21 protein-coding genes are annotated in these 16,307 nt (G+C 63.7%); 11 read left to right on the top strand and 10 right to left on the bottom strand.

The window, feature by feature from the left end:
- Nucleotides 1–161: 161 nt before the first annotated feature.
- Nucleotides 162–560, bottom strand: coding sequence for a RidA family protein (locus AC0L2X_RS17935; protein ID WP_473600119.1), 399 nt, complete (start codon nt 558–560; stop codon nt 162–164).
- 172 nt (nt 561–732) lie between these two features.
- On the opposite strand from AC0L2X_RS17935, the gene AC0L2X_RS17930 reads away from it, so the two are divergent.
- On the top strand, nt 733–1,062 hold the full coding sequence (locus AC0L2X_RS17930) for a hypothetical protein (protein ID WP_352491237.1): 330 nt from the start codon (nt 733–735) through the stop codon (nt 1,060–1,062).
- The gene (locus AC0L2X_RS17925) at nt 1,059–1,706 is read left to right on the top strand and encodes a cysteine hydrolase family protein (RefSeq protein WP_473600118.1); all 648 of its coding nucleotides are present in this window, start codon (nt 1,059–1,061) and stop codon (nt 1,704–1,706) included. The genes AC0L2X_RS17930 and AC0L2X_RS17925 overlap by 4 nt, the downstream gene beginning before the upstream one ends.
- A 114-nt stretch (nt 1,707–1,820) precedes the next feature.
- Here AC0L2X_RS17925 and AC0L2X_RS17920 read toward each other — a convergent pair whose 3' ends face one another.
- The 3 genes from AC0L2X_RS17920 to AC0L2X_RS17910 all read right to left on the bottom strand — a co-directional run bounded on the left by AC0L2X_RS17920 (nt 1,821) and on the right by AC0L2X_RS17910 (nt 4,174).
- The gene (locus tag AC0L2X_RS17920) at nt 1,821–2,174 is read right to left on the bottom strand and encodes a winged helix-turn-helix transcriptional regulator (RefSeq protein WP_473553932.1); all 354 of its coding nucleotides are present in this window, start codon (nt 2,172–2,174) and stop codon (nt 1,821–1,823) included.
- 151 nt (nt 2,175–2,325) lie between these two features.
- Nucleotides 2,326–3,672, bottom strand: a complete 1,347-nt coding sequence (locus AC0L2X_RS17915) for an FAD/NAD(P)-binding protein (protein ID WP_473600117.1) — start codon at nt 3,670–3,672, stop codon at nt 2,326–2,328.
- A 49-nt stretch (nt 3,673–3,721) separates the two neighbouring features.
- On the bottom strand, nt 3,722–4,174 hold the full coding sequence (locus tag AC0L2X_RS17910) for an RrF2 family transcriptional regulator (protein WP_352665233.1): 453 nt from the start codon (nt 4,172–4,174) through the stop codon (nt 3,722–3,724).
- A gap of 890 nt (nt 4,175–5,064) precedes the next feature.
- Here AC0L2X_RS17910 and tauA point away from each other — a divergent pair.
- The 4 genes from tauA to AC0L2X_RS17890 all read left to right on the top strand — a co-directional run bounded on the left by tauA (nt 5,065) and on the right by AC0L2X_RS17890 (nt 8,022).
- Nucleotides 5,065–6,078, top strand: coding sequence for a taurine ABC transporter substrate-binding protein (tauA, locus tag AC0L2X_RS17905; RefSeq protein ID WP_473600116.1), 1,014 nt, complete (start codon nt 5,065–5,067; stop codon nt 6,076–6,078).
- Between the two features lie 112 nt (nt 6,079–6,190).
- Nucleotides 6,191–6,964, top strand: a complete 774-nt coding sequence (locus AC0L2X_RS17900; protein ID WP_473553924.1) for a taurine ABC transporter ATP-binding protein — start codon at nt 6,191–6,193, stop codon at nt 6,962–6,964.
- Nucleotides 6,961–7,827 carry an ABC transporter permease subunit gene (locus AC0L2X_RS17895; RefSeq protein ID WP_473600115.1) on the top strand — a complete coding sequence of 289 codons (867 nt, stop codon included), beginning with the start codon at nt 6,961–6,963 and terminating at the stop codon, nt 7,825–7,827. Before AC0L2X_RS17900 ends, AC0L2X_RS17895 begins: the two co-directional genes overlap by 4 nt.
- A 6-nt stretch (nt 7,828–7,833) precedes the next feature.
- Complete coding sequence (locus tag AC0L2X_RS17890; protein ID WP_352565536.1) at nt 7,834–8,022, top strand: hypothetical protein; 189 nt, start codon at nt 7,834–7,836, stop codon at nt 8,020–8,022.
- Between the two features lie 59 nt (nt 8,023–8,081).
- Here AC0L2X_RS17890 and AC0L2X_RS17885 read toward each other — a convergent pair whose 3' ends face one another.
- Nucleotides 8,082–8,267 carry a hypothetical protein gene (locus AC0L2X_RS17885; RefSeq protein WP_292659638.1) on the bottom strand — a complete coding sequence of 62 codons (186 nt, stop codon included), beginning with the start codon at nt 8,265–8,267 and terminating at the stop codon, nt 8,082–8,084.
- A gap of 305 nt (nt 8,268–8,572) precedes the next feature.
- On the opposite strand from AC0L2X_RS17885, the gene AC0L2X_RS17880 reads away from it, so the two are divergent.
- The 3 genes from AC0L2X_RS17880 to AC0L2X_RS17870 all read left to right on the top strand — a co-directional run bounded on the left by AC0L2X_RS17880 (nt 8,573) and on the right by AC0L2X_RS17870 (nt 11,293).
- A complete protein-coding gene (locus tag AC0L2X_RS17880) occupies nt 8,573–8,932 on the top strand; it encodes a septal ring lytic transglycosylase RlpA family protein (RefSeq protein WP_473553921.1) in 360 nt (119 codons plus the stop codon).
- 253 nt (nt 8,933–9,185) lie between these two features.
- The gene (locus AC0L2X_RS17875; protein WP_473600114.1) at nt 9,186–10,463 is read left to right on the top strand and encodes a polyhydroxyalkanoate depolymerase; all 1,278 of its coding nucleotides are present in this window, start codon (nt 9,186–9,188) and stop codon (nt 10,461–10,463) included.
- Nucleotides 10,464–10,675: 212 nt separating this feature from the next.
- Nucleotides 10,676–11,293, top strand: a complete 618-nt coding sequence (locus AC0L2X_RS17870) for a transglutaminase-like cysteine peptidase (RefSeq protein ID WP_473553919.1) — start codon at nt 10,676–10,678, stop codon at nt 11,291–11,293.
- Between the two features lie 9 nt (nt 11,294–11,302).
- Here the strand turns inward: AC0L2X_RS17870 and AC0L2X_RS17865 are convergent, their stop codons facing one another.
- Genes AC0L2X_RS17865 through AC0L2X_RS17850 form a run of 4 tightly spaced genes read right to left on the bottom strand, consistent with a single transcriptional unit; the run spans nt 11,303 to nt 14,080 of the window.
- Complete coding sequence (locus tag AC0L2X_RS17865) at nt 11,303–11,671, bottom strand: helix-turn-helix domain-containing protein (protein ID WP_352473989.1); 369 nt, start codon at nt 11,669–11,671, stop codon at nt 11,303–11,305.
- Nucleotides 11,672–11,709: 38 nt separating this feature from the next.
- On the bottom strand, nt 11,710–12,246 hold the full coding sequence (locus AC0L2X_RS17860) for a Smr/MutS family protein (RefSeq protein ID WP_473600113.1): 537 nt from the start codon (nt 12,244–12,246) through the stop codon (nt 11,710–11,712).
- On the bottom strand, nt 12,243–13,349 hold the full coding sequence (gene mltA / locus AC0L2X_RS17855) for a murein transglycosylase A (protein WP_473600112.1): 1,107 nt from the start codon (nt 13,347–13,349) through the stop codon (nt 12,243–12,245). Before mltA ends, AC0L2X_RS17860 begins: the two co-directional genes overlap by 4 nt.
- Before the next feature lie 23 nt (nt 13,350–13,372).
- On the bottom strand, nt 13,373–14,080 hold the full coding sequence (locus AC0L2X_RS17850) for a Tim44/TimA family putative adaptor protein (RefSeq protein WP_473600111.1): 708 nt from the start codon (nt 14,078–14,080) through the stop codon (nt 13,373–13,375).
- A 199-nt stretch (nt 14,081–14,279) separates the two neighbouring features.
- Between AC0L2X_RS17850 and AC0L2X_RS17845 the strand changes: the two genes are divergently transcribed.
- The gene (locus AC0L2X_RS17845; protein WP_473600110.1) at nt 14,280–14,771 is read left to right on the top strand and encodes an FxsA family protein; all 492 of its coding nucleotides are present in this window, start codon (nt 14,280–14,282) and stop codon (nt 14,769–14,771) included.
- Nucleotides 14,772–14,884: 113 nt separating this feature from the next.
- Nucleotides 14,885–15,388: a protein-export chaperone SecB gene (secB, locus tag AC0L2X_RS17840; protein WP_292659655.1), complete on the top strand. Its 504-nt coding sequence runs from the start codon at nt 14,885–14,887 to the stop codon at nt 15,386–15,388.
- 184 nt (nt 15,389–15,572) lie between these two features.
- Here the strand turns inward: secB and dnaQ are convergent, their stop codons facing one another.
- Nucleotides 15,573–16,292: a DNA polymerase III subunit epsilon gene (dnaQ, locus tag AC0L2X_RS17835; protein WP_473600109.1), complete on the bottom strand. Its 720-nt coding sequence runs from the start codon at nt 16,290–16,292 to the stop codon at nt 15,573–15,575.
- Nucleotides 16,293–16,307: the final 15 nt, after the last annotated feature.

Here is a 16,307-nt window from a genome sequence, read left to right as displayed (position 1 = left end):
GCAACCGCCCTGGAAGACGGCAACCTACCGTCTTTTCCAGCCGTTTGCAGTTGGAAAGAAGATAGATCGTGCCAATCCGGCCGCCAGCAGGGGAATGGAATTTCGCGAAAGCTTCGCCGGCCTCCAGGCAGGGCAAAAGATTTGCAGAACCTGCTTGGGGTTCAGGCGATCGCCGCCTGGGCTTCGATCTCGATCAGAAAATCCGGATTACCGAGGCCGGCGACGCGCAGCACCTTGATGATCGGCGGCGCGCCACGGTTTGCCCAGAAGGCCATCCAGGCGCCGAAGGCCGGCCCTATATCCAGGTCGCCGGCGATATAGACCGAGAGGCTGACGAGGTCTTCCGGCTTTGCCCCACCGGCTTCGAGCACCTTTGCCAGGTTCGAAAGCGCCTGAGCGGTCTGCGCAGCGAGATCGTCCCTGGCGACGATCCGCCCTTGCGCGTCGACACCATTCTGGCCGCCGACCAGCACGACGCGCGCGGACGCCGGCAACGACACGCCTTGCGAATAGGCCGGGTTGCTATGCATGCCCTCGGGGTTCAGCCTTTCGATGGTCACCGCACTTTTCCTCCTCCACGAAAACTATTCCGCGCCGCCCGGCCGCCCACAGGGATCGCGCGGCACAGGACGGCAATCGTGCGGCCGTTTCAACGCACCATGTCGTTCGTTGCCGCCGCCGATTCCGCCATGCTACCCGGCGCTGGGTGAACAGCAATGCAAGGAACGACCGATGAAGATTCTTGCCTATGACAATTTCAGGCCCGGCGTCACGCTCGACGACCTACGGCCTTATCTGCGCGACGAAGTGTCGAACGTCTGGCGGCTCTGGAAGGCGGGGATTGTGCGCGAGAATTATGCGCGCGGCGACATTGGTGGCGTCATCATCGTCTTCGAGCTCGACAGCGTCGAGGAAGCGCGGCGCTACACCGAGGACTTCCCGCTGTCCAAGGCCGGGCTGCTGGAATGGCACTTCATCGCCTTCGACGCACCATTGCCGCTGGAATTCCTGTTCGACCCGACCGTCGATATCGCCAAGCCATGGGACCGGACGGCGGCATGATCCGGTCGAGCGACGGGATCGAAATCCCGGCCAGCCTGACTGAGTGGTGCGATCCGCGCCGCACGGCGCTGGTGGTCTACGACATGCAGGTCGGCATCTGCCGCCAGGTGGCCGGCGGCGCCACCATCGTCGAGCGCACCGGCACGGCACTGGAAGCGGCGCGCGTAGCCGGAATGCGGGTGGCGTTCACGCGCCATCTATCGCTGCCACGCAAGTGGATGGGCGCGACGCAGCTGCGCACCGCCATGGCCTGGCAGCGGCGCGACAGCCCCGACACCGTTGAGCCGTGGTTCCTGCGCGACGCCGAAGCGACGCGGATCGTGCCCGAGCTGGAGCCCCGCGATGACGAAGCGGTGTTCGACAAGCTCACGATGTCGGCCTTCGATTCCACCGCGCTCGGCTTTGCCTTGCGCGATTGCGGCATGCGCACGATAGCGCTCGCCGGCATCGCCATGGAGATCGGCATCGAGCCGACCGTTCGCCAGGCGACCGACAATGGCTTTGTCGCCGTAGTAATCGAGGATGCCTGTGGCTTCGGCAACCGCGAAGCGCGCGACCGCTCGATGGCGACGCTACGCTTCCTCGGCGAAGCCGTCGTCACCGATGTCGCAAGCTTCTGCGGCGCGCTTGCCGATGCAGGTTGACGGCAATCGGCTTGCTAGTGCGACCCACCTTTTCACGCAAACGCCGAACCGCTCCGTCGCTTTGTCTTCACGCATTACGGACGGAAACCGCTCCGCGCTTTTCCCGGAATTGATCTAGGTGGTGGCTGCGCTGTCGGTGCGAAAACGCACACCCTCGGCGCGGCCATGCATGCTGCCCCAGTCGTAGAGCGCCTGGAGCGCGGCGGCGAGATCTTCACCGCGCCCGGTCAAGGCATAGCGCCCCTTGCCGTCGGGCGACGTCTCGAGCGTGACGAAGCCGATCTCGACAAGCTCGGCCAGCCTCTGGGTCAGCATCTTGTCGGAGAGCGAGGGGATCAGCCGGCGCAGGTCGGAATAGCGCATCGGCTGTTCCTTGATGCGCGCCAGGATCACCGTCTTCCATTTGCCGCCGAGCGCGTCGAGAGCGAACTCGACCGGGCAGCCGTAGAGTCTTCCGCGTTGCGTCATGCGCCCATCGTAGGCAACGCACGGTGGCGACGGAAGCAGAATTTGCCCGGTCATCTGGCCAGGGTCGCGGCTCGCTTCCTGGCGCGGTCGAGGTCTTTCCCCCCCGACGGCGGCGATCCTGCATCCGAAATTGCGTCGAGACAAAGGGGCCTTATCCGAGCAACCGCTTGCTCAGCCGCGCGCACTGCACGCGAATATCGGGAATGGCGTCGATTTCGAAGAAGGTGCCGCGCGTCAGCGGCCCGACGGCGAGGATCTTGGCCGATACCGTGCCATCGCCGGCGATGACCTCGCAGTTCGCGGTCACGTCGAGGCCGAGGCGCAGCGGATCCGGCCGTGCCAGTCCACGGTCGACCAGCGACCGTACCACGCTGTTCGAGGTCGTCGAGATGTCCCTGGCGATGCCTGTGCAATCATAGATGCGGGTGACGTCGAACCTTTCGAGGCGCTGCGTGTGGCGCGACTGGACCTGTACCCTGAAGCCGTCGCCGCCGGCGATCTCGACGACGCGCCCGGCGACAAGGCGGATGCGGCCCGCTTGCACCGCCTCGGCAACGCGGGCGTAGACTTCCGGCGCCATGCGATGGCGATGGATGTCCCACCAGGCCTTGGTGTGCTCGACAAAGCGGCGCTTGGCCGAGGACGGCCAGTTCTGCCAGATCTTCTGGTTGAAGGGTCTCAGACCGTCGACGACGTCGCGCCAGTCGATGCCGGCCCTCTGGTTTTCCCGGATCAGGTCGCGGAACCAGCCGACGAAATAGGAAAGCTGGGTGCCGAGCGGAATATCGGCAACGTCGAGCTTGATCGGATTGCCCTTGCGATGCGGCGAAGGCAGCAGGCCGCGCCGCGACACCGCGACGATCTCGCCGCGGTGGCCGCGCTGCTCGAGCGACAGGAAGGCATCGACCATGCTCAAGCCGGTGCCCAGCACCAGGACTCGGGCTTCGGGGTCGAGCGCAGTGTCCGCCTCGGAGCCCATCCTGATCGCGTGGCCCTGACCGGCGCCCGGCTCCTCGTCGTGGCCTGTCGCCAGCACGGCAAGATGCGCAACCACGCTGGTGCCGTTGGCCAGCGCCACCTCGACGCCGGAAGCGGTCGGCGAGATCGACAGGCTCTCCTCGCGGATCAGGCGTAGCCGGCCCGTCTGCTGCTCACGCGCCTCGAGCTCGTCGAGCAGCTCCTTGAGATAGCGGGCATAGACGCTGCGCGGCGCGTAGACCGGCGCCTGCTCCGGCGTAGCCAGGCCGCGTCCAAGCAGCCAGCGCGAGAAATTGCCGGGATCGTCGGCATAGGCGCTCATGCCCGCCGCGCTGACATTCAGCACATGCGCCGACAGCAGCGTTGAATAGGCCATGCCTTGCCCAAAATGCGGGCGTTTTTCGACCAGGCTGACGCGGAGATCGGGATTGGGCGACTTCAGCAGATGCGCGGCAAGCACGACGCCGCTGGCGCCGCCACCGACAATGATGATCGAACTTGGCGTAGCGCGCCCGGTCATGCGCACACCAGCTGTCCTGGCGATCGTCGCCGGCTCAGGGGAGAGTGGTTCAGGCCTGCACTTTCAACGCCGCCGAAAGGTCCTCGTCGCCGGCGATATCGCGCATTTCGGCGAGGCTGCGCTGGTCCAGCACCTCGGCGATGGCCTGCCGGACCTCCAGCATCAGATGTCGGACTTGGCATGTCGCCTCGTTGCAATCTTCGCAGCGCTGATACTGGGTGCGGCTGGCGCAGGGAATGGGGGCAAGTGGCCCGTCGAGCACGCGCACGACGTGGCCGACCTTGATCTCGTCCGCCGGGCGTGCCAGCCGGTAGCCGCCCTCCTTGCCCTTGCGGCTCTGGACGAACCCGGCATTGCGCAATTCGCCAAGAATGGCATCGAGGAACTTCTTCGGAATATTGTTTCCTGTGGCGATGTCGTTGACGAAGGCGAGCTGTCCAACCGGCAGGCGCGCCAGATGGACGAGCGCCTTGAGGCCGTATTTACCTTTTTTCGTGAGCATAACCCGAACGTTTCTCTGTCATGCGATGGCGCAAGGCCACCGGTTGCGAAACGCCTGGCGTGCCTCCCCGCCGCGTCCAAGCTGTCACTACAGATAAATTCTAGTGACATGATATACAAGCCGAGAAACGTTGATTTTGCTTCGTTTTCAAGCCGCAATGGCCATTTTGGCAGGGGCTTGTGACGCGGGGGACACAAAAGCCGGGCCTGCGGGCACGAAGGCCGCCGACTGGGACCTCGTGCCGCCAGCGATCGCCGCGATATGATGAGTATGGCCTCTCATGACCGCTCCAGCTGTCTATGTCGATAAGATTACTATACTTAACCGCGAGTACGCGGAATGTATTTTTAAATCCTCCGCTGTTTGAGACAAGAATTTGCCTGATGATACGAAGAGGCAGGAATTATCGTTCGTGGGTGACGGGGTACTGACGGCTGGCGGGTTGCCCGAGCTCCCGACTTCGTCATCCACGGGCGGAGCAGGAGCGAAGCTCCGTCGCGAAGACCCGAGGATCCATTCCGTGATATCCGCCGAAGAATGCAGCGGCGGGAATGAAATCTTGTCCCGTCGCCATCCTTCCGGCCCGCTATCCTTCAGCACCGTCGAGACGCTCATGCGTCGCGGCATGGATCCTAGGGTCTGCGCCGCGTCGCCTTGCTCCTTGCTTCGCCCTAGGATGACGAAGCTGGAGGCTCGCCGAGCGCGCCATTCCTTCGGTTTGTCATCGGCGGTAACGGCGGTTGCAGCGGCACTTTCCGCCTCGGCGCCTTTCGTCGGCACGTTTTTCCAACAAACGTCGTGCTGTTGGAAGGATTTAACTCTACAAGGACGATAGAGTTAAGTGACTATGAAACGCAACCCGGTTTTTTCTCGTTTCCAAGGAGCCTTTCATGTCCACCATTTCGCGACGTATCGTTCTCTTGTCCTCGGCGGCCTTGGCTGGTGCCGCCTTTCTCGGCCCAGCCGATGCGCAGGACTTCAAGATCACTATCGGCTACCAGACGGTCGTCGAACCCTCGAAGGTGCCGCAGGCCGACGGCGCCTATGAGAGCGCGACCAAGGCGGCAATCGACTGGCGGAAATTCGATTCCGGCGCCGACGTAATCGCCGCCATCGCTTCCGGTTCGGTCGACATCGGTTATGTCGGCTCGAGCCCGCTGGCGGCGGCGGCGAGCCGCGAGCTTCCAATCCAGACAATCTTCATTGTCGGGCTGATCGGCGAATCCGAGGCCCTTGTCGCCCGCAACGGCGCCGGCATCGAGAAAACTGCCGACCTTGCCGGCAAGAAGGTGGCGGTGCCCTTCGTTTCGACGACGCATTACAGCCTGCTTGCCGCGCTGAAGCATGAGGGTGTCGACCCGAAGTCGGTCGACATTCTCAATCTGCGGCCACCGGAGATCGCGGCGGCATGGGCGCGCGGCGACATCGACGCCGCCTATGTCTGGGATCCGGCACTCGGCCAGATCAAGACGACGGGCAAGGTCGTGCTGGATTCCTCGCAGGTCGCCGCCTGGGGCGCGCCGACCTTCGACGCCTGGATCGTGCGCACCGACTTCGCCGAAAGGAACCCGGAAGCGGTGCGCGACTTCGTCAAAGTAACGGGCGCTGCCTATGCCGACTTCCTGGCCAAGCCGGATCAATGGTCGGTGTCCTCGCCGCAAGCGGCCAAGATCGCCAGGATCACCGGGGCCAAGCTCGAAGACGTGCCGCAACTGCTGAGGGGCTATGTCTTCCCGACGCTCGAGGAGCAAGCCTCGGACAAGTTCCTCGGTGGCGGCACTGTCAAGGCGGTCGAGGCGACATCGGCCTTCCTCAAGGAGCAGGGCAAGATTGACGCCGTGTTGCCGGATTATTCGAAATACGTGTCGTCGAAATATGTCGGCGAGGCGCTGGCCTCGAATTAGCGGCGGCTCAATACGCGCGTCCTCCCTTCCCTGACACGCGCGTTGCCTGCCCCGGAGCCGCTGACGAGGAACGGCTTCGGGGCAGGCAAATTCACAATATCGGCGACCCCACATGACGCATCTCGTGCTCGACCAAGTCTCGGTTCATTATGACGGCCAGCCGGCGCCGGCCGTCGAACGCGTGTCGATTGACATCGCCAAGGACGACTTCGTTGTCCTGGTCGGCCGCTCCGGCTGCGGCAAGACCTCGTTGCTCAACGTCGCCGCGGGCCTGGTCGAGCCTGTGCGCGGACGCGCCACGATTGGTGGCAGGCCGATCACGGCGCCAGGCTCGGACCGCGCCGTCGTGTTCCAGAACGACGCGCTGTTTCCGTGGCTGACCGCGCGGGAAAATGTCGCCTTTGCTCTCAGGCTGCGCGGTGTCAGGGCAGCCGAACGGGCGCGGACTGCCGACGACCTTCTGGCGCGGGTGAAGCTCGACGGTGCCGGCGACAAACGCATCTGGGAGCTTTCCGGCGGCATGCGCCAGCGGGTTGGCCTGGCCCGGGCGCTGGCAGCTGAGCCGCAATTCCTGCTGCTCGACGAACCGCTGGGCGCACTCGATGCGCTGACACGCGAACGCATGCAGACAACGCTGCTCGATCTGTGGACGGCAAGCCAGGTCGGCGTGCTGATGGTCACGCACGGCATCGACGAAGCGCTGGTGCTCGCCACCCGCATCATTGTGCTCGCTCCCGGCCCTGGCCGGGTGGTGCGGAGTTTCGAGGCCGGTTTCAGCCGGCGCTATGCAGCCGGCGAGGCCATTCGCAGCATCAAGGCCGATCCCGCCTTCGCCGCGGCGCGCGGCGAGCTGACCGACGCGATCTTCGAAGGGGAGGCAGCATGACCGTTACCTCCTATACCGAGCGGCCGCGGCGCTCCAAGGTCGACGACGGAGCCGACGCGCTGTCAGTGCCACGGTCGCGGCCGCGGCCGAGACGCAGCCGCGTTTCGGCCCGCGTGGTTAGCGCGATCACCATTCTGATGGTGCTGGCAGTGTGGACAGTATCGGCCCGCCTGCAATTGGTGTCGCCGGCTTTCCTGCCGTCGCCTGTGGCAGTCTGGAACAAATTTGTCGTCGTCGCCGGTGACGGCTTTGTCGACGCGACGCTGCTCCAGCATATCGCCGCCAGCCTGTGGCGGGTGTTTGCAGCGCTGATCGCGGCCGTTTTCGTCGGCGTTCCCATCGGGCTGGCTATCGGCATCAGCACTACAGGGCGCGGCATCTTCGATCCGCTGCTCGAATTCCTGCGGCCGATCCCGCCGCTCGCCTATCTGCCGCTGATCATTATCTGGTTCGGCATTGGCGAGCCGTCCAAGATCCTGGTGATTGCCATTGCCATGCTGGCACCGGTTGCGCTGTCGACGGCATCGGGTGTTCGCGGCGTCTCGCAGGAACGCATCAATGCAGCGCGCTCGCTTGGCGCCACGCAGCGCCAAGTGATCGGGCACGTTATCCTGCCCAGCGCGCTGCCCTCGATCCTGACCGGTCTGCGTATCGCGCTTGGCGCCGGCTGGTCGACGCTGGTTGCCGCCGAGCTGGTGGCGGCGACGCGCGGGCTCGGATTCATGATCCAGTCCGCTGCCCAGTTCCTCGTCACCGACGTGGTGGTGATGGGCATACTGGTGATCGCGGCCATTGCCTTCGTGCTCGAATTCATCATCCGCAGGATCGAGCGGGTGCTCGTCCCGTGGGCGGGGCGAGAGTGACCGACAATGCGCCATTCCATCACTGTATTGTTTGTGCATTTCGGCCATTGGCTCCGCCTGATCAAGGACGGGGACAAACAGCCGCCTGACGGCGAACGCAAAACGCCGACGCCCGTGCAGCTGGACGCGGAGCGCAACCGCCTGCCGCCGCGCGACGAAAGTTTCTACTGGGGCTGGCAATACTGGTCGCGGTGACCGACCGCCACGGGTCCGCTGTGCGCTGCTCTGGCGGGAGCCTGAGCATGGACGCCCGTTCAAATGCGCGAGCGGTTTGCCCAGGCCAGGCCGCCCAAGCCGACCAGCACCGTCACGATGCCGACATAGAGCCATTGCGACTGGCCGGTCATGAAGCTGCCGCGGATGAAGCCGATGCCTTGCAACGTCCACAGCATGCCGATGGCGAGCACAATCAAGGCCAGCAGATTTTTGATCAATCTCATTGCCGAAACTCCTTTCCAAGTCGATCATCAGCCCGGCTCCGGCCGGAATGGAACAGCGAAAAGAAGCCGCTCGACTACACCAACTTCTACTTAGATGCTAACCTCCGATCTTGCGCAAGACACGCGGAGATCGGTGCAAAGACCATCAAGGAAGCTGTGCCGCTCTGCGGAAAGTCTCTGACAAATTGTTTCGCGCCGACTCCAAACGTGTAACATTGCCATGGAACCGACAGATCATTGCCGCATTTGCTGCCTCATTCGTCCCTAACCGCTGCGGGTCTGTCAACGGAGCCAGTCCCCAACACATGAACAAAAGCAACCAGACCGCGCTTGTCGCGGCCACGATCGCGGCTGGCCTGATGGTCGGCGCGTCCAGTGCCAGCGCCGCCGCCCAATGCGGCCGTGCCTCCTGGTACTCATTGCACTCCAGAACCGCTTCCGGCGAGCGCATGAACCCGTCGGCGCTGACCGCAGCGCATCGCAGCCTGCCGTTCGGCACCAAGCTGAAGGTGACCAACCGCAACAATGGCCGCAGCGTCGTCGTGCGCATCAACGACCGCGGCCCGTTTATCAGGGGCCGGATGCTCGATCTGTCAAAGGGCGCAGCCAGTCAGCTCGGCTTCATCAGCTCGGGCCATACCGCTGTCTGCATGGCACGCGTCTAACGGTCGCGACGGCGGACGCCGCCTCCGACGGTTGTACCGATGACCGTGCCCTCTGCTACTCCTTCGCAGGTGCACATTGAGCCGGCTGTTGCCGTTCCAGGCGGATTCTCAACGCCTTGGACGAAAGAACGAGCATAAATCACGCAAGTTGACGTATTGCATCGCAGCAGATTGTTGCTAACTTCCCTCCAAGGCATTCAAGGCTCGGCGCTGCTCGTCGGCCCTTCCATCGCAGTCGGCAGCGGGGTTCTCGATGTTCTACCAGCTCTACGAACTGAACCACGCCGCCTTGCAGCCGGCGCGCCTCTATGCCGATGCGGTGCGCCTGTTCTACTCCAATCCGCTCAATCCGGTCTCACACACCTCCTGGGGCCGCTCGGTTGCGGCAACGGCCGAACTGTTCGAGCGCACGACGCGCCGCTACGGCAAGCCGCAATTCGGCCTGACCAAGACCGTCGTCGACTGGAAAAACGTTGAGGTCAGCGAACGCACCGTCTGGTCGCGGCCATTCTGCAACCTGGTTCGTTTCGAGCGCGCAGTTCCGGCCGGGCGCCGGCCGGATCCGAAGCTGTTGATCGTCGCGCCGATGTCGGGCCACTACGCGACGCTGCTGCGCGGCACGGTGGAGGCGATGCTGCCCTATGCCGACGTGCATATCACCGACTGGGTCGACGCCCGCATGGTGCCGCTGGCCGACGGCAGCTTCGATCTTGACGACTATATCGACTACATCGTCGACATGCTGCATGCGCTGGGCCCCGACACCCATGTGATGGCGGTGTGCCAGCCTTCGGTTCCGGTGCTGGCGGCGGTGGCACTGATGGAAGCCAAGGGTGATCCGTTCGTGCCCTCGACGATGACGCTGATGGGCGGCCCGATCGACACCCGCCGCAGCCCGACGGCGGTCAATCTCCTGGCCCAGGAAAAGGGCATCGACTGGTTCCGCGACAACGTCATCATGCGCGCGCCCTGGCCGGTGCCGGGCTTCGGCCGCGAGGTCTATCCCGGCTTCCTGCAGCTTTCGGGGTTCATGAGCATGAACCTCGACCGCCACATCATCGCCCACAAGGACTTCTTCATGCATCTGGTGAAGCATGACGGCGACAATGCCGAGAAGCACCGCGAGTTCTACGACGAATATCTGGCGGTGATGGATCTGACGGCGGAATTCTACCTGCAGACCGTCGACACCGTGTTTGTCCGCCAGGCCTTGCCGAAGGGCACGATGACGCATCGCGGCGTGGTGGTCGACCCCTCGGCGATCCGCAATGTCGCCCTGTTTACGGTCGAGGGCGAGAACGACGACATCTCCGGCCTCGGCCAGACCAAGGCCGCGCACGATCTTTGCATCAACATCCCGACCGACAGGCACGCCCATTACATGCAGCCGGCGGTCGGCCATTATGGTGTGTTCAACGGCTCGCGCTTCCGCTCCGAAATCGTACCGCGCATCGTCGATTTCATTACCAGCTACGGCCGTCAGAACCGTGTTGCGGTGAAACCCAAGCTGGTCAGGACCGGCAAGAAATAGGCGACCAGTGATGATGCCCGTCAATCCGCATCAGGTCGGTCAATGCCAAAATCGTCGCTTGGCGGGGCCGCCGGGCTGGTCGACCTGTTGCACAATAGTCGCGTTGGCGCCACGCGGGTAACCATGCCGCAAAAATCAATCCATCCTCATAATTGACACGGACTGTAAATACCCCTTAACGTTTCGTTAACAACAAGGGACAAGCGGGGACAATGATTTCCTCACCAATGGCGAGAACGCTGCGCCTGTGCGCGCTGGCTGGACTTACTGTGGCGGCAGGTTGGGCCGGTTCGGCCTCGGCAGCCAGCCCGATGATAACAGGCGGCCCGACCTCGCAGCCGATCGGCCATTACGATTTCTGCAAGAGCTACGCGTCCGAATGCTCGATCCGCCCGAAGGATCTGTCGCCCGCCAGCCTGACCGGCTCGCTGTGGCGCAAGCTGCTCAGCGTCACGACAAAGGTCAACGCCGCCGTCAAGCCGGAGAGCGACTTCGACATCTACGGCAAGGACGAGGTCTGGGCCTATCCCGACAAGGGCGTTGGCGATTGCGAGGACTATGTCCTGGAAAAGCGCCGTGAGCTGAACCGGCTGGGCGTCTCGTTTGCAGATCTGCTGATGACAGTCGTGCGCAAGCCGGATGGCGAGGGCCACGCCGTGCTGACGGTGCGCACCGACAAGGGCGACTACATCCTCGACAATCTGACCGACCAGGTCCGTTCCTGGGACCAGACCGGCTATCGTTTCCTCAAGCGGCAGGCGATCGACAATACCGGCCGCTGGGTCTCCATCCGCGGCGGCCAGCAGGTGCTGGTCGGCTCGGTCCAGTAACAAAGCAGCTCATTTCGGCCGTGCCAGTGCGGCGCGGAGCGACGCAATGATGCGGCGAAGCTCGGCTTCGTCGAGCTTTTCGATGTTGTCGGCCAGGAGATTGGCAAGCTCGGTCGCCGCCGGGCTAAGGCCCGACGTGTCGAGCTTGACACGCGGATGTGAGGTTTCGGCCAATCGCGCCAGTTCCTCGGCGTCGTCCCAAATGATGTTGAAATAGCCGATGATCTTCTGGATCAGCGTCCAGCTCGGCGCACCGCGGCGGCCGTGTTCCAGCGCCGAGAGATAGGCTGCGCTGACGCCGATCGCCTTGGCCATGTCCTTCTGGCTGACGCCGCGCTCGTTTCGCAGCACGCGAAGCTTTTCGCCGAACGGGGTCACAAGCGCACCTTCATGGATGCATCCTCATGGGCGTGTCCTCATGAGCGCGCCCGCCGCAAGCGGACATAGAGCGCACCCGAGCCGCCATGGTTGCGGGCTGCATGGTCGTGGCTGGAGACGAGGGGCCGGAAGGCGGGTGTCGACAGCCATGACGGCACGGCGCGCCGCAAGACGCCATCACCGCCCGACGAAGAGCCCTTGCCGGTGATCACCAGGACGTAGCGGATGCCGCCGGCATGCGCCCGGCGCAGAAAGGAAAACAGCAGCGAATAGGCTTCATCCTGGGTCAGGCCATGCAGGTCGACGCGGCCCTCGATCGGCAGCCGGCCCTTCGATAGCTTGTCCAGTGTCGGTTCGTCGAGTGCGTGGGACACATGCTGCGCCTTCGGCTTGGCGGCCGTCGCAGCATTGCCCGCGAGCTGTGCCGGCGGCGGCGTCTGCCTGGTCTCGTCGATCTCCGGCCCGACGTCTGGAATTTCGACGGCGATTTTGCCCTTCAGCGGCTTTGCCGTGCGCGCCACCAGGTTCCACAGCACCCGGTCGTCCTCGCTCAGCCTGTCGATGCGGCGGGTCATCGGCCTGCTCCTGCAACCAGCGACCGGGGGATCAGCGCATAAAAATCTGCGGCGTTGCGGATAACGCCGGCGATCTCGCCGGCCGCATCGCCCGACCCGGCAAACAGATCGCCGCGGGCCGGCCCGGTGATCGCCGAGCCGGTGTCCTGCGCGATCATCAGCCGCCGGAACGGTTTCCCGTCGAAGGCGGTCAGCGACGGCGCGTCGATATGGAAGGGCGTGCCGAACGTGTGCAGCAGCCGGTCGACGGCGATCGAGCGGCCGGGTGTCAGCGGCACCTTGGCGGCAGCGATAGGGCCGAGCTCCCGGTCGTCGACGCCCATCTCGCGGAAGAAGATATAGGAGCGGTTGCGCCAAAGGATCTCGTCGACGCGTTCCGGATGCGCCTTGAACCAGGCACGGATCGACTGCATCGTCACCTTCTCCAGCGGGATCTCGCCTTCCTCGCTCAGGATCTTGCCCGGCCCGGTAAAGCGCTGGCCGGATTTGGCGGCATAGGTGATGCGGCGAAGCCTGCCGTCGGTCATGTTGAGCCGTGCCGCGCCCTGCACGTGAATGAAGAAGGCGTCGAGCTTGTCGGCGAGCCAGGCGATTTCCAGCCCTTTTCCGGCAAGCGCGCCGCGTTCGATCTCGCCGCGGTCGAAATATTCGACCGGGCCGTTCGGCGCGGCACGAGCGAAGGCGAGATAAGGATCCAGGCCGGAAGGACGATTGCCGTCATCGATGTCGACAAGGTCGGCCGGGCGCGACAGCAACGGCACCGAAAACCGTTGCGTGCGCACCGGCGAGGCTTCGACCGCCGGTTCATAAAAGCCGGTTACCAGGCCGGGACCACCATCTTCGGCATCGATACGAGCCGGAACGAAATGGCGTTCGAAAAAGCTTCTGGCCTGCAACCGATTCGCCGGCGAAACGGTGCGCGCTTCGGCATAGGCGTCGGCAAAGCCGTTGTAATCGACGCCGAGCGCGCCGGAGCGGTAGGGTTTGGTCAGGATATGAAAGGCCGAGCGGCGAAAGGCGTCAAAGGCAGGGAGATGGTCGTCCTCGCCCCAGCCCGGCAATTCGCCAAAGGATTTTTCGCTGAAGGCTCTAGAAAGCGACACGACAGCCCCCGCCGCCGTCCAGTTCAGTCTTCTTCTTCGGTGGCGACGAGCTTCCAGTTCGGATCGCGCGAGCGCGCGTCGCGGGCGAAGGTCCAGACGTCCTTGACCTCGGCGACGGTCTCGGGATCGCCGTCGATGACGGCGCCAGCCTTGTCGCGGGTCGCCGAAATCAGCTCGCTGACGATGCGCAGCGTGATGTGCGCCTCGCTGCCCTTCATCTCGGCCGAAACAATGTCGGCCTTGTCGATGCCGACGAAGGAGGACTGGATCTTTTCGGCTTTCGCCTCACGGTCGCCGATGGCCGCGACGAAGCCGTCATAGACCTCGCGCGACAAAAGGTTCTTCAAGGTTTTGCGGTCGCCATCGGCGTAGGCCATGACGATCATCTCATAGGCCATCTTGGCGCCGTCGACGAAGGTCTTCGGATCGAAGGTCGGATCATTGTCCTTGATCGCCCGCAGGCCCCGGTTGAGATCGGTGTCGGGCTTGGCAAAGGCATCGATCGCCACATAGGCGTCGGCCGCCGCCTCTCCCGCCAGCCGCTTGCGCGGTAGCGAAACCACGTTCTCGGGTTTCTGGGCGGCATCCTTGTCGTTTTTGCGCGCTGCCGTATATGGATCGAAGGGTGGGCGCTCGTTGCCCGTGCGTCGGCCAAGCACGTTGCGCAGCTGGAAGAAGATCACCACCGCCGCAATCAGAAAGAAAATCGTGCCGAAGTCGAAGAAGCCCATATCTTGCGCCAATCAATCCCTGCTTTGGCCGGACCAGCGGCCAAGCAAGGGCCGCGATCACATAGCGTTCAGTATCCAAAGCATATAGAACGCATGGCGCAATCATTCAAATCAAAGGCAGCCATACCTATCTAACAGCTCTGGTGCCAGCGGCGATTGCTCGCCGGCCGGCAAAACATCGAAAACGATCGGTCAAGATTTGCGTATCCCGCTGCTTCCCCTGTTCATTCTCGCGCTTCCGCTGCTGGAGATAGCCGGTTTCGTCATTGTCGGCCGCCAGATCGGCGCGCTGGCGACGGTCGGGCTGGTGCTGGCCTCGAGCGTCGCCGGCGCCTTGCTCCTTCGACACCAGGGTTTTGGCGTCATGGCCAGGGTGCGTGCCGAAATGGATGCCGGGCGTGATCCGAGCGGCCAGCTTGCGCATGGCGCCATGATCGTGCTGGCCGCGATCCTTTTGATCATCCCGGGCTTCATCTCGGATATTTTCGGCATTCTGCTGTTCCTGCCGCCAGTGCGCGATCTTGCCTGGCGGATGCTGAAAGGCCGCATCGTGCTGGCAACCGATTTCGGCGGTGGTTTGCGGGCAAGGCAACGCGGCAAGACCATCGATCTCGACGACGGCGACTATTCGCGCGCCGACGATCATACGCGCGGACCGGATTCTCCCTGGCGCCGCCTCAAGGACGAGTAGCCGCGAGGTAACCGGCGTCTTTTGCAAACTTGTCTTGTCGTGCCGGCCATGATAGCGAACGCCCGAATTTCAATCCGGTCAGCAACGCTGCCCAGGCAAAAGGACCACAGCTTATGGCCAGCAACGACGACGCGCCGACCGGCGCAGCCAACGGTAATGGGAATGCGGCGCAGCCTTCGCTCAACGTGCTTGCGCAATATGTGAAGGACCTGTCCTTCGAAAGCCCCGGCGCACCGAACTCGTTGCGCGGCCGCGACAAGGCTCCCGGCATCGCCATCAACGTCAACGTCAACGCCAACCCGCTTTCGGACAAGCAGTTCGATGTCAATTTGACGCTGAACGCAAAAGCGTCGTTCGACCAGGAAGTGCTGTTCAACGTCGAGCTGGTCTATGGCGGCGTCTTCGCCATCAGCGGCTTCCCGCAGGAGCACATGCTGCCGATCCTGTTCATCGAATGCCCGCGGCTGCTGTTCCCGTTCGCCCGGCAGATCATCGCCGAGGCAACACGCAATGGCGGCTTCCCGCCGCTGATGCTAGATCCGATCGATTTCGCGCAGATGTTCCAGCAGAAGCTGGCCGAGGACCAGGCTGCCGCCGCCAAGGTCAAGGTGAGCTGAAGGCGGCGTCACTCGGTCGTTGAAAAGCCCGGCCTCGCGCCGGGTTTTTTGTTTGAGACGCCGGCGGGACAGGCTGTGCTCTCATCGGGACGGAACGCCGGTAACTCCTCTTCAGTGGCAAATCTCGAAGCTTGGCGACTTCCGCCGAACGGGACTATCGACGTTAGCTGCCGATCGGCAATAACTATGCCGCGGAACTCGCTTCCGGGGCGACGCGTAGCCAGAGCGCCTTTTCGCCCAATGTGCCAACCATGCCCGCGTGCGCTGCGCGCTCGGCGTCGGTCACGCGCGACGGCAAGGCGATCGGCCGCACACCGATCGAAATATCGATATCGTCGACATTCTGTCTGCCTCCCGCCGGCGTCATGATGCTGTCGAGGATGAGGCTGGCCTGCTTGCCGCCGATAAGCTCGATATAGACCTCGGCCAGCAATTCCGAATCGAGCAGCGCGCCGTGTTTGGTGCGGCGGCCGTTGTCGATGCCATAGCGGCGGCAGAGCGCGTCGAGCGAATTGGGGCCCATCGGATGCTTGCGGCGCGCCAGCGCCAGCGTGTCGACGATCCGTCCCGGATCGATGGCCGGATGGCCAAGCCGGCCGAATTCGAGATTGAGGAAGCCGATGTCGAAGCCGGCATTGTGCGCGACAAGCTTGGCGCCGTCGATGAAGGCGAGGAACTCCTCGGCGATCTCCATGAAAGTCGGCTTGCCCTGAAGATCGGCGGCGCTGATGCCGTGCACGGCCTGCGCCTCGTGATGGATCTGGCGGCCTTGCGGGTTGATATATTTGTGGAAGGTTCGGCCGGTCGGGAAGCGGTTGACCAACTCGACGCCGCCAAGCTCGATGACGCGGTCCTCGCGCGTGTCGAGGCCGGTGGTTTCCGTATCGAAGATGATCTCACGCATCGAATCAGTCCACTG

It is taken from the genome of Mesorhizobium sp. WSM4828 (genome assembly GCF_055811175.1).
Note: the sequence above shows the minus strand (reverse complement) of the source record. Positions and strands in the feature narration are given on the sequence as shown.